This is a genomic window from Ochrobactrum soli (genome assembly GCF_003664555.1).
GTDB classification, from domain to species: domain Bacteria; phylum Pseudomonadota; class Alphaproteobacteria; order Rhizobiales; family Rhizobiaceae; genus Brucella; species Brucella teleogrylli.
The window spans coordinates 129,660-141,830 of the sequence record NZ_RCHH01000008.1; the positions used below are offsets into that span (position 1 = coordinate 129,660).

Consider the following 12,171-nt stretch of genomic DNA (forward strand, 5'->3'; position numbering starts at 1 on the left):
TCTATATAATCACTTGCCGACGCATTGTCGCCCTCTCATTATGCGCGCCATCATAAACGAGGATGCCAGACCATGACCGACGCAACTGCCCGCAAAACCGCTATTGTCACCGGCTCCAATTCAGGGATCGGCCTTGGCATCGCCCACGCCTTGGCGGCTGCGGGACACAACGTTGTGATCAATTCCTTCACCGACCGCGACGAAGATCATGCGCTGGCCCGCATGCTGGGCGAGGAACATGGCGCAAGCGTGGTCTATATCGCAGCCGATATGTCGAAGGGCGACGACTGCCGCAAGCTGATCGCCGATAGCGTCAAGGCTTTCGGCAGCGCCGATATTCTGGTCAACAATGCGGGCATCCAGCATGTCGCCCCGGTGGAAGAATTCCCGACCGAGCAGTGGGACCGCATCATCGCGATCAACCTGACCTCCGCCTTCCATACATCCGCCGCCGCCATTCCGCATATGCGCGCGAGCGGCTGGGGACGCATCATCAATATTGCATCCGCCCACGGACTGGTCGCCTCGCCGTTTAAGTCGGCCTATGTTGCGGCCAAGCATGGCATTGTCGGCTTTACCAAGACACTGGCGCTGGAACTGGCGACCGCGAAGATCACCGCCAATTCCATCTGTCCCGGCTATGTGCTGACGCCGCTTGTGGAGGCACAGATTCCCGATCAGATGAAAGCGCACAACATGGATCGTGAAACGGTGATCCGCGAAGTGATGCTCGATAAACAGCCGACGAAGGAATTCGTCACCACCGCGCAGATCGGCGCGCTTGCCGCCTTTCTCGCCACCGATGCCGCCGCGCAGATCAATGGCGCGGCCTTGCCGGTCGAAGGCGGCTGGACCGCGGAATAAAAAGCATTTCCAGCAAAAGTGCGAAGCGCCTACGCGGGGAAATCAGTCCACTGGACTGATTTCTGATCCCGCTTCGGTGCGCTGGATAATGCGTAAAAATAGAGACTAATGCTTCTGGTCGGCGTAGCGGGCGAGGCTGGAAAAGGCCAGCACAACAAGAAGCAAAACTGGCAGCGCGATAAACACCACGCCGAAACCGCTATGTTTGGCAACAAAGCCGATCAGCGACGGGGCCACCAGCATGCCGGAATAGCCAAGCGTGGTGGCAATCGACAGGCCGACGCTCGGATTCACGCCCGGCATGTTGCCGGCCATCGAAAAGGCAATCGGCACCATGTTGGAAATGCCGATGCCGCAGATGGCGAAACCGACCAGCGACACATAGGGATCGGTGGAAAAGCCGACGATCAACATGCCGATAATGGCAATCGTCGTGCAGGCGCGCAGCGTGCGCACCGCGCCGAAACGGTCGCGCACCAGATCGCCCGCAAAGCGCATCACCGCCATGGAAAAGGAGAAGGCCGCAAAGCCGAAACCCGCGAGCGTGACCGACGCGCCCAGATCCTGGCGCATGTGATAAGCGCTCCAGTCGATGATCGCGCCTTCCGGCACCATCGAGAACAGGGCCATCACACCCACCAGCCAGGGCAGCGGATTGCGCGGCAGGGTGAGCTTCTGCTTTTCGCCGCTTGGATGGTGGAACTTGTCGGCAATGATCGATGGCCACGCGACAGCAATCATTATCGCCGCAGCGATGGTCGCGACCAGCGCATGAACAGTCGAGCCGAACTGCGTGATGAGAAAGCCGCCTGTCGCTGCGCCGATAAGCCCGCCGAGGCTCCAGAATGCATGACAGGACGACATGATGGCGCGGCGCATGGATTTTTCCACGGCGACCGCATTGGCATTCATCGCCACATCCATCGCAGCCATGGTGCCACCGAAATAGAACATCACGATGACCGCTGTGACCACATTGGGCACCAGAGCGATGATCAGTAACGCCGGAATAAAGGCCAGCGCGAAAATACGCACCACCGCGCCGGAACCGCGCTGCGCCGACAAAGCGCCTGCCACCGGCATCATGGCCAGCGAACCGACGCCGAAGACGAGGATCATCAGCCCCATGCCTGCGCTATCCAGCCCGAGGCGTGCGGCGAATTCTGGAATTTTCGGAGCCCAGCCGCCGAAAATATAGCCGTTAGCCAGAAAGAGCAGCGCGACAGCGACACGCTCTTTGGTGATCATCGGCGCGCGTGATGGCGCGGTATCTTCCCGTCCGGAAACCTGTTCCATATGTCCCTCAGCCACGGCCTGTTGCCGCGCGTAATATATTCACGCCCGCCGCCACAAAAGGCGCGAGCAATTTCTCATCGGCATCCTGTTCAACAGCCATGACACCAATATCATCCAGCGAGACGACATCATGCGCTGCAACAGTGCCAAGCTTGTCATTGGTGATTGCCAGTACGACAGACCGGCTGCGGCTGGCAATGGTGCGCTTGAACTCGGCATCGTCCAGAAAAAGAGCCGTAACGCCGATTTCCGCCGCAACGCCGCAGGCACCCAGCACGCACAGATCAGGACGCACTGTTTCCGCATCGCGCAAGGCCCGCGCGCCCACCGCCGCACTGACACGGCGATCAATCGGCCCGCCGATCGTGATCACCTCTATTTTCGACGACTGAAGCAAAATAGCGGCAATCGACGGCGTATTGGTAACAACTGTGAGCGCCTCGCCGCGTTCCACCAGAAGCCGCGACAATGCCGTGTTGACCGAGGACGCGTCCAGAAACACCGTCATGCCCGGCTCAATCAGACCAAGCAGCACACCCGCCAGCGCCGCCTTGGCCGCCGTGCGTTCCCCGTCGCGCTCGGCCAGCGACAGCGATGACGGTGCAGCTTTCAGAGCGCCGCCGTAAACACGCTTGCAGAGACCGGCAGCCGCCATATCACGCAGATCGCGGCGTATCGTGTCTTCCGACACGCCAAAACTCTCAGCCAACTCCGTCGCCAGCACGCGACCCGACTGCTGCAACAGGTCCTGAATACGCGCCTGTCTTTCGTGAAGCAAAAGCTCCGTCGCCACTTAATTCTCCCAACAAGCATAAACATGCATAAACCGGCACAAACATGCATATCAGAATTTGCACATACTGCAAGCGCAAACAAATGCCGCGCCTTTTGACAGGCGCGGCATGGGATTTCCGATGGTTTCACTGCTGCGAAGGCGACCGTTCGGTCTGACGGGCGCTACGCCTCCCCCTCATCCTGAGCCTGTCGAAGGACGAGGGCAGGCGCCGTGCATTTCCCTCGCCCTTCGAGACGCCGTTTTCAACGGCTCCTCAGGATGAGGGAAAAGGAGGCGTCGGGTACTGCGCCCCCAAATCCCCCGCTTCCATTGAACCAAGAGTTACTCCGAATAGACGACCAGGAGATCCTTCGCGTCGATCTGCTCGCCGGGGCGCACCAGCACTTCGGCAATGACGCCATCGCGCTCGGCATGAATTGCCGTTTCCATCTTCATCGCTTCGATGGAAAGCAGCACATCGCCCTGCGAAACCTTCTGACCGTTGGTAACGGCGACCGTCGAGATGACACCCGGCATTGGCGCGCCGACCTGTTTGTCATTGCCGGCGTCCACCTTGCGGCGCACACCGCCGGAGGCGCCCTTGGCGCGGTTCGGCACCTTGATGCGGCGTGGCTGGCCGTTCAGTTCGAAGAACACGGTCACCATGCCCTTCTCGTCGGTTTCGCTCATCGCCTGATTGACGATCACCAGCGTCTTGCCACGCTCCAGATCGACGAAAACTTCTTCTTCCGGCTTGAGGCCGTAGAAATAAACCGGCGTAGGCAGAACACTTGTCGGGCCGTAGGTTTCCTGCGCGGCTGCGAAATCCGTGAACACTTTCGGATACATCAGTGCCGAAGCGAACTCCTGATCAGTGATCTTGCGGCCTACGGTTTCTTCGAAACCGCTGCGCTCCGCATCAAGATCGGCGGCAGGCAGCAGCGAACCCGGGCGCACGGTGAACGGCTTTTCGCCCTTCAGCACTTTTTTCTGCAGCGCTGCCGGCCAGCCCGAAGGCGGCTGTCCAAGATCGCCGCGCATCATCGAAACCACCGAATCCGGGAAGGCGATATCCTTGTCCGGGTTCTCGACATCGCTGACGTCCAGATCCTGGCTCACCATCATCAGCGCCATGTCGCCCACCACTTTGGAGGACGGCGTGACCTTGACGATATCACCGAACATCCGGTTCACATCGGCATAGGCCTGCGCCACTTCATGCCAGCGGGTTTCGAGGCCCAGCGAACGCGCCTGTTCTTTCAGATTGGTGAACTGGCCGCCCGGCATTTCGTGCAGATAGACTTCCGAAGCCGGTCCCTTGAGGTCGCTTTCAAAGCCCGCATATTGATTGCGTACCGCTTCCCAATAGAAGGAAATGCGGCGGATCGATTCCGGGTCGAGACCCGGATCACGCTCGGCGCCGTGCAGCGCTTCCACGATGGAACCGAGGCAAGGCTGCGAAGTGTTGCCCGACAAGGCATCCATCGCCGCATCGACCACATCCACACCCGCATCCACCGCAGCCAGCACTGTCGCGGCAGAAATGCCGGACGTGTCATGGGTGTGGAAATGGATCGGCAGATCGGTTTCCTCCCGCAGCGCCTTGAACAGCACCCGTGCAGCAGCAGGCTTCAAAAGGCCCGCCATATCCTTGACGGCGATGATATGCGCGCCTGCCTTTTCGACCTCTTTCGCCAGATTGACGTAATATTTGAGATCATATTTGGCCCGGTCCGGGTTCAGAATATCGCCCGTATAGCAGATGGCGGCTTCGCAGAGCTTGTTTTCCTCCAGCACCGCATCCATCGACACGCGCATGTTCTCAACCCAGTTGAGGCTGTCGAACACGCGGAACAGGTCGATGCCGCCGCGCGCGGCTTCGCGCACGAAATACTTCACCACATTGTCCGGATAGGACTTGTAGCCAACGCCATTGGCGCCGCGCAGCAGCATTTGCAGCAGCAAGTTTGGCGCGCCCTCGCGCACCTGCGCCAGACGCTCCCACGGATCTTCCGTCAGGAAGCGCATCGAAACGTCGAAGGTCGCTCCACCCCAGCACTCCAGCGAGAACAGGTTCGGCAGCGCCTGCGCATAGGTATTGGCGATGCGCGCAATGTCATAGGTGCGCACGCGGGTGGCCAGCAGCGACTGGTGACCGTCGCGCATGGTCGTATCGGTGACGAGAACGCGCTTTTCATTGCGTACCCATTCGGCAAACTTCTTCGGTCCGAGACTGTCCAGAAGTTGCTTGGTGCCGTCCGCAACCGGCGTATCGCCGAACCATGGCACGCGTGGTTTTGCAGCATCCTTAGCCGGCTTAGCGCGACCTTTGGTTTCAGGATGGCCGTTGACCGTCACATCGGCAATATAGGTCAGAAGCTTGGTGGCACGGTCCTGCCGCTTCACCTGCTCGAACAGTTCCGGCGTGGTGTCGATAAACCGCGTCGTATAGTCGTTCGACTGGAATTTCGGATGGTTGATGATCGCTTCGAGGAAGGTGAGGTTCGTCGCCACGCCGCGAATGCGGAATTCACGCAGCGCGCGGTCCATACGGCGGATGGCTTCCAGCGGCGTCGCGCCCGAAGCCGTGACCTTCACCAGCAGCGGATCGTAATAGCGCGTGATGAACGCTCCCGAATAGGCCGTGCCGCCATCAAGGCGAATGCCGAAGCCCGAAGCCGAACGGTAAGCCTGAATGCGCCCGTAATCGGGAATGAAGTTCTGTTCCGGGTCTTCCGTCGTGATACGGCACTGCAGCGCATGACCGTTGAGCCGGATATCTTCCTGACGCGGCACGCCCGATTCCGGCGTACCAATGGCAGCACCTTCCAGAATATGGATCTGCGCCTTGACGATATCGATGCCCGTCACCTGCTCGGTGACCGTATGCTCAACCTGAATGCGCGGATTGACCTCGATGAAATAGAACTTGCCGCTATCGGCATCCATCAGGAATTCGACCGTGCCCGCGCCGATATAATCGGTGGCATGGGCGATCTTCAGACCGTAATTGGCAAGTTCCTGACGCTGCGCGTCGTTGAGATAAGGCGCAGGCGCCCGTTCCACGACCTTCTGGTTGCGGCGCTGGATCGAGCAGTCGCGCTCGAAAAGATGCACCGCGTTGCCATGGGTATCGCCCAGAATCTGCACTTCAACATGGCGCGCGCGCTCGATGAGCTTTTCAAGATAGACCTCGTCCTTGCCGAAGGCTGCCTTGGCTTCACGCTTGGCTTCCGTGACCTCGCGGGCGATATCGGCTTCGGAACGAATGGCGCGCATGCCGCGACCGCCGCCACCCCAGCTGGCTTTCAGCATGACGGGATAGCCGACCTGTGCCGCAAGCTTCTTCACCTCTTCCATATCGTCCGGCAGCGGATCGGTGGCTGGCACCACCGGCACGCCGATTTCGATGGCCAGATTGCGTGCTGCAACCTTGTTGCCGAGACGGCGCATGGTTTCCGGCTTCGGACCGATGAAGATAATGCCGTTTTCGGCACAGGCCTCGGCGAATTCCGGGCTTTCCGACAACAGGCCGTAGCCCGGATGAATGGCGTCGGCGCCGGAAAGCTTGGCGACGCGGATGATCTCGTCGATCGACAGGTAGCTTTCGATCGGCCCCAGATCGCGCGCCAGATGCGGTCCACGACCGACCTGATAGCTCTCGTCCGCTTTAAAGCGATGCAGGGAAAGTTTGTCCTCCTCGGCCCATATGGCCACCGTTTTGAGCCCCAGCTCATTGGCGGCGCGGAATACGCGAATTGCGATTTCAGATCGATTGGCGACCAGAATTTTCCTGATAGGCAAGGCAGATCTCCCTAACTGCAAAGACGAAGGCGCCATTGCTTACCTTGCAATATGATCAAGCGCAAACAAACTGTGCAAACACCAATTAAAAACAAAATGCCCGGCTAAAAGCCGGGCATTCTGATTAATTTTATAGCAATTTATGCCAATATATCAGGCAGAATTACTTCTGGAAGTAATTATACTTGCCGTCTTCACCCTTCCGCCATTCAAACATGACGTAAGGCGACAGGCTCGGATCACCCTTCTTGTCGAAGGAAATTTCACCCAGCACGGTCTTGAACGGCCCCTTGTCCTTCATCGCCGTCGCAACTTCCTGCGGATCGTTGCTGCCTGCTGCATTGGCAGCGCTGACCAGCGACTGCACACCGGCATAGGCATAGAAAGTATAAGCTTCCGGCTCAAAACCCTTGTCGCGGAAAGCCTTGATCAGGTCTGCATTCGCCTTGTCGTCGCGCGGGTCCGGGCCAAAAGTGTTCATGACGCCAGCCACCGCATCGCCCGCAATCGAAGCCAGTTCGTTGGAAACGATACCGTCACCCGAAATGAACTGCGCCTTGAGGCCCTGATCGGCCATCTGGCGGATCAGAAGACCGGCTTCCGGATGCATACCGCCCCAATAGACAGCGGTAATGCCTGCGGCCTTCATCTTGGAAATCAGCGCTGAGAAATCCTTGTCGCCCTGATTCACGCCTTCATAAAGCGCTTCCTTCATGCCGTTCTCGTTGAGCGACTTCTTGGTCTCGTCGGCAAGGCCCTGACCGTAAGGCGTCTTGTCGTGCAGGATCGCAACCTTGCCATCCTTGTAATGGTCGGCCATGTATTTTCCGGCGACGATGCCTTGCTGGTCATCACGACGGCAGGTGCGGAAGGTGTTCCACAGTTCACGCTCGGTAAAGGTCGGGTTGGTGGTGCCCGGTGCGATCATCAGCACGCCGTTTTCGGCATAGATATCCGAGGTCGGAATGCTGACGCCGGAATTGAAGTGGCCGATGACAAACTGAACGCCATCGCCAACGAACTTGTTTGCAACCGAAATGCCCTGCTTCGGATCGGCGGCATCATCACCATAAACGATGCTGATCTTTTCGCCATTCATGCCGCCCTTGGCATTGGCTTCCGCGACAGCAGCTTCAACACCACGCTTGATCTGCTCGCCGAATGCGGCCTGACTGCCGGTCAAAGGCGCGCCAACACCGACCATCACATCGGCAAAGGCTGCGCCGCCAAAAGCGACCAGAGCCGAAAGGCAAACGCCGCAGAACAAAGACTTCTTCATTTCGATTACTCCCACTTCGAGCGTTGCCAACTGAACCGGCACTGCCCTGTCTCTTTATGTCGAAAGAAACCGGCTATTCCGCATTCCCGTTTCGGGTGCAGTTTGGGGGAAAATGAAGCACCTCCGCCCGCATGACCGGCCTCCTCCCCAGAAGGCGAGATTAAACGTAGAGAATCACACTACGCAAAATCACCTTGCTAGGTAAAATCGCAGAGACGTAAAAGTAAAGCGTAGAAATCCTCAACTTTCGGCGTTTTTCGCATGAGGTCATGCGACGGAGGTCATTCAACAATAGGTCGAGTATCGGAAATGTTATAATACACTGTTTTTAAATACATTTTTTACAGAAAATTGCGCGCGCATTGCCCCCCTCAAGATCAACGCGCTCAATCAGAACATTCTGTTTTTTAAGATTTTATATTAGCAAACAAAAGAAAAATGCCCGGCACGATGACCGGGCATTCTCCATTAACGCAATAATAATGCGTTTTTACTTCTGCTGAATGTAGGTGTATTTCCCGTCAGCGCCCTTTTCCCACTTGTACATGACGTAGCCCGGGAGCTTCGGATCGCCCTTTTCGTCATAGGAAATATCGCCGAGCACGGTCTTGAACGGGCCCTTTTCCTTCAGCGCCTTGGCAACTTCCTGCGGGTCGTTGCTGCCCGCGGCCTTGGCGGCCTGAGCGAGCGACTGAACAGCCGCATAGGAATAAAGCGTGTAGGCTTCCGGCTCGAAACCAGCGTCGCGGAACTTCTTGACGAGGTCGGCGTTGTCCGGGTTGTTGCGCGGATCCGGGCCGAAGGTGTTCAACGTACCGGCAACAGCGTCGCCAGCAATCGAAGCCAGTTCGTTCGACACGATACCGTCGCCCGAGATGAACTGGGCCTTGAGGCCCTGGTCAGCCATCTGACGGATGATCAGACCAGCTTCCGGATGCAGGCCACCCCAATAGACGACCGTCACGCCAGCCTGCTTGAGCTTGGCGATCAGCGCCGAGAAGTCCTTTTCGCCGACGTTCACGCCTTCATAAAGGGCTTCCTTGGTGCCGAGTTCATTGAGCTTCTTCTTGGTTTCATCGGCAAGACCCTGACCATAAGGGGTCTTGTCGTGAATGACGGCGATCTTTCCGTCCTTGAAGTTGTCGAAAATGTACTGGCCGGCAACGATACCCTGCTGGTCGTCACGGCCGCAGGTACGGAACGTGTTCCACAGTTGGCGCTCGGTATAGACCGGGTTGGTTGCAGCAGGCGAAATTTCGAGAATGCCGTTTTCGGCATAAACTTCCGAAGCCGGAATCGAAACGCCCGAGTTGAAGTGACCGACAACATATTTCACGCCATCGGCAGCGAATTTGTTAGCCACCGAAATGCCCTGCTTCGGATCCGAAACGTCGTCGCCGAGCGTGATTGCGATCTTCTCGCCGTTGATGCCGCCGGCATCGTTGATTTCCTTGATAGCAGCTTCGGCGCCTTTCTGGATCTGCGCACCGTAAACGGCATTCGGGCCAGTCAGCGGCGCACCGATGCCCAGAAGTACATCAGCCCATGCAGAGCCACCAAAAGCCATCACAGCAGCAAGAGCCACGCCCGAAAAAAGATACTTCTTCATTTTTGGAACTCCCATCCTTGTATTTACCCCGATACGATGTCTTAGCATCGCATTATTATCTTGCTGAATACTCAGCAATATCTACGCTGAATCATGATACTGTCAACGTGATCTTGTAAAAAAAGCTCCGCCGCGAACGGCGAAGCTTCGAATTATTTTGCTTTCCAGCTCAGCGGAGAAGCTTTTTCATAAAGCCAGCCATACTGCCGCACCATTTGTTTGGTGCGCGTATATTGGAACCCGATCGCACCGATGATCATCAGCACGATCGTGTCCACCAGATAATAGTGCAGCGAGAGCAGCGTGCCTTCAAACAGCGCGAAGTGGATGAAACGCACCGCAGCGCCCAGCGGGATCAGATAGATCAGAAGCTGCGGCAGGCTGCGCCAGGTCTGCGCGCAGGCGCGGCCTGTCATCCAGGCAGCCCAGCCGCCGAGAAGACACGTAATGAGGAAAAACAGCCAGAAAGACGGTTCTTCGTAGAGAATACCCTGCATGATTTCCTCCTTAATGCCTTCCGCCTTCGAGATAGGCGGCGCGCACTTCCGGATCAGCCAGAAGATCGCGGCCCGAACCGCTCATCGTGATCGACCCGTTGACCATCACATAACCGCGGTCAGCAAGCTTGAGCGCGCCGAATGCGTTCTGCTCGACAAGAAACACCGTCAGGCCCTGTGTTCGGTTCAGTTCCTTGATTGCCTCGAAGATCTGCTTGACGATCAGCGGTGCGAGACCAAGCGACGGCTCGTCGAGAAGCAGAAGCTTCGGACGCGCCATCAACGCACGGGCAATAGCCAGCATCTGCTGCTCACCACCCGACAGCGTACCGCCGCGCTGGCTGATACGCTCCTTGAGCCGCGGGAACAGGTCAAACATCAGCTTCACGTCTTCTTCGAAGTATTGCTGATTGTCGAGGCTCGCGCCCATCTGGAGATTTTCCAGAACCGTCATGCGCGGGAAGATGCGACGCCCTTCCGGCGACTGCGCGATACGCAGCTTCGCAATCTCATGCGGCGGCATGGACGTAATGTCCTTGCCGTTGAAGAGAATGCGACCGGTGCGGGCTTTCGGCGAACCGAAAATCGTCATCATCAGCGTGGACTTGCCAGCACCGTTGGCGCCGATCAGGGCGACGATTTCACCTTCGTCCACCGTCAGGTCGATGCCCTTCAGCGCACAGATGTTACCGTAATAGGTCTCGACTTTTTCAACGGCCAGAAGCGGTTGCTTTTTCTGCATGGTTTCAGCCTGCATCATTCGCCTCCCTTCTTCGGCTTGGCCGGATCTTTGCGGCTGCGCGGCGCCTTTGCGGGAGTGGTCTTGTGGCTCGTCGGAACATCACCGGCTTCGACGCGGCTCGAGAATTCGGTCGCCTGACCGGCGGCCAATTGCGCCGCCTGCCCCACCCAGTCTTCCCGGGCGATGCGGCCATCGAATTCCAGATAGGTTTCGGCCTGCTTGATGTCGGCCTCGGACCACGCGGCGATCTGATCGAAATGATAGATGCCGTGCTCGTTCAGCTTCTTCTCGTTGACCGCACCGATGCCCTTGACGAGCGTCAGGTTGTCGGCCTTGCCATCGCGTGGCGCGCCCAGTCCACCGGCGAACTGCACGACTTCCGCCGATTTTTCCTGCTCGATCGCTTCTTCGGCAAGCTGGGTCGCGATGAAATCCGCCGGATCGCCCGTACCGGGCTTGTCGGCCTCATCGATCAGCTCGGCGATTTCCTCGTCATCCACGCCGAGATAAGCGGCGATGACGCGCGGATCGTTGCGGACTTCTTCCGGCGATCCATCGGAAATCTTGGTGCCATATTCCAGCACGATCACGTGGTCGGAAATTTCCATCACCACCGACATATCGTGCTCGATCAGCAGGAGCGAGGTCCCCGTTTCCTTGCGGATATCGAGCAAAAGCTTGTTCAGTTCCGCCGACTCGCGCGGATTGAGACCTGCCGCCGGTTCGTCGAGGCAGAGGATTTCCGGCTCGGTGCACATGGCACGGGCGATTTCCAGACGGCGCTGATCGCCATAGGGCAGATCGCCAGCCGGATCATCCGCACGTGCGGTGAGGTTGATCTTTTCCAGCCAGTAACGGGCCTTTTCGATAGCCTCCTTGGCGGCCTTCTTGTAACCCGGCAGGCCGAGAAGCCCAAGGACCGTGTAACCCGACGAGCGCATGAGCGTGTTGTGCTGCGCGACCAGTAGATTTTCCAGAACGGTCAGGCCCGAAAACAGGCGAATATTCTGGAAGGTACGCGCGACCTTGGCCTGCTTGGTGATCTGGAAATCAGGAAGACGCTCCAGAAGGAAAGTCTCGCCCGTATTGCGATGCATGGTCAACATGCCACCAGTCGGCTTGTAGAAGCCGGTGATGCAGTTGAAGACCGTGGTTTTACCGGCACCATTCGGGCCGATCAGCGCGGTAATATCACCACGCTTCACGTCGAAGCTCAGATCGTTGATGGCGACGAGGCCACCGAAGCGCATCGACAGATGCTCAACCTGAAGAACAGTGTCTTTCTGAACATTGTCAGGCATTCTC

9 protein-coding genes are annotated in these 12,171 nt (G+C 57.9%); 1 reads left to right on the top strand and 8 read right to left on the bottom strand.

All coding sequences use genetic code 11. The annotated features are described in order from the left end of the window. Nucleotides 1-72 precede the first annotated feature (72 nt). The gene (locus tag D8666_RS15290) at nt 73-864 is read left to right on the top strand and encodes a 3-hydroxybutyrate dehydrogenase (protein WP_109369800.1); all 792 of its coding nucleotides are present in this window, start codon (nt 73-75) and stop codon (nt 862-864) included. A 105-nt stretch (nt 865-969) separates the two neighbouring features. Here the strand turns inward: D8666_RS15290 and D8666_RS15295 are convergent, their stop codons facing one another. The 8 genes from D8666_RS15295 to D8666_RS15330 form a co-directional block, all read right to left on the bottom strand. Further along, on the bottom strand, nt 970-2,160 hold the full coding sequence (locus tag D8666_RS15295) for an MFS transporter (protein WP_109369801.1): 1,191 nt from the start codon (nt 2,158-2,160) through the stop codon (nt 970-972). Nucleotides 2,161-2,167: 7 nt separating this feature from the next. After that, entirely contained in the window at nt 2,168-2,953 is a 786-nt protein-coding gene (locus D8666_RS15300; protein ID WP_109369802.1) for a DeoR/GlpR family DNA-binding transcription regulator, read from the bottom strand. A 324-nt stretch (nt 2,954-3,277) separates the two neighbouring features. After that, the gene (gene pyc / locus D8666_RS15305) at nt 3,278-6,775 is read right to left on the bottom strand and encodes a pyruvate carboxylase (protein ID WP_121538615.1); all 3,498 of its coding nucleotides are present in this window, start codon (nt 6,773-6,775) and stop codon (nt 3,278-3,280) included. A 127-nt stretch (nt 6,776-6,902) separates the two neighbouring features. Then, nucleotides 6,903-8,018 (bottom strand): branched-chain amino acid ABC transporter substrate-binding protein, encoded by a 1,116-nt coding sequence (locus tag D8666_RS15310; protein WP_121538617.1) that lies wholly within the window; start codon nt 8,016-8,018, stop codon nt 6,903-6,905. 490 nt (nt 8,019-8,508) lie between these two features. Next, a complete protein-coding gene (locus D8666_RS15315) occupies nt 8,509-9,627 on the bottom strand; it encodes a branched-chain amino acid ABC transporter substrate-binding protein (protein WP_121538619.1) in 1,119 nt (372 codons plus the stop codon). 152 nt (nt 9,628-9,779) lie between these two features. After that, entirely contained in the window at nt 9,780-10,124 is a 345-nt protein-coding gene (locus tag D8666_RS15320) for a DUF6867 family protein (RefSeq protein WP_121538621.1), read from the bottom strand. Nucleotides 10,125-10,134: 10 nt separating this feature from the next. Further along, complete coding sequence (locus D8666_RS15325; RefSeq protein WP_109369807.1) at nt 10,135-10,881, bottom strand: ABC transporter ATP-binding protein; 747 nt, start codon at nt 10,879-10,881, stop codon at nt 10,135-10,137. Beyond that, complete coding sequence (locus D8666_RS15330) at nt 10,881-12,167, bottom strand: ATP-binding cassette domain-containing protein (RefSeq protein ID WP_371830828.1); 1,287 nt, start codon at nt 12,165-12,167, stop codon at nt 10,881-10,883. Before D8666_RS15330 ends, D8666_RS15325 begins: the two co-directional genes overlap by 1 nt. Nucleotides 12,168-12,171: the final 4 nt, after the last annotated feature.

Excerpts from the sequence above, each read along its gene's own strand:
- D8666_RS15290 (WP_109369800.1), top strand. The coding sequence starts at position 73 with ATGACCGACGCAACTGCCCGCAAAACCGCTATTGTCACCGGCTCCAAT.
- D8666_RS15295 (WP_109369801.1), bottom strand. The coding sequence starts at position 2,160 with ATGGAACAGGTTTCCGGACGGGAAGATACCGCGCCATCACGCGCGCCG.
- pyc (WP_121538615.1), bottom strand. The coding sequence starts at position 6,775 with ATGGCGCCTTCGTCTTTGCAGTTAGGGAGATCTGCCTTGCCTATCAGG.
- D8666_RS15310 (WP_121538617.1), bottom strand. The coding sequence starts at position 8,018 with ATGAAGAAGTCTTTGTTCTGCGGCGTTTGCCTTTCGGCTCTGGTCGCT.
- D8666_RS15315 (WP_121538619.1), bottom strand. The coding sequence starts at position 9,627 with ATGAAGAAGTATCTTTTTTCGGGCGTGGCTCTTGCTGCTGTGATGGCT.
- D8666_RS15320 (WP_121538621.1), bottom strand. The coding sequence starts at position 10,124 with ATGCAGGGTATTCTCTACGAAGAACCGTCTTTCTGGCTGTTTTTCCTC.
- D8666_RS15325 (WP_109369807.1), bottom strand. The coding sequence starts at position 10,881 with ATGCAGGCTGAAACCATGCAGAAAAAGCAACCGCTTCTGGCCGTTGAA.
- D8666_RS15330 (WP_371830828.1), bottom strand. The coding sequence starts at position 12,167 with ATGCCTGACAATGTTCAGAAAGACACTGTTCTTCAGGTTGAGCATCTG.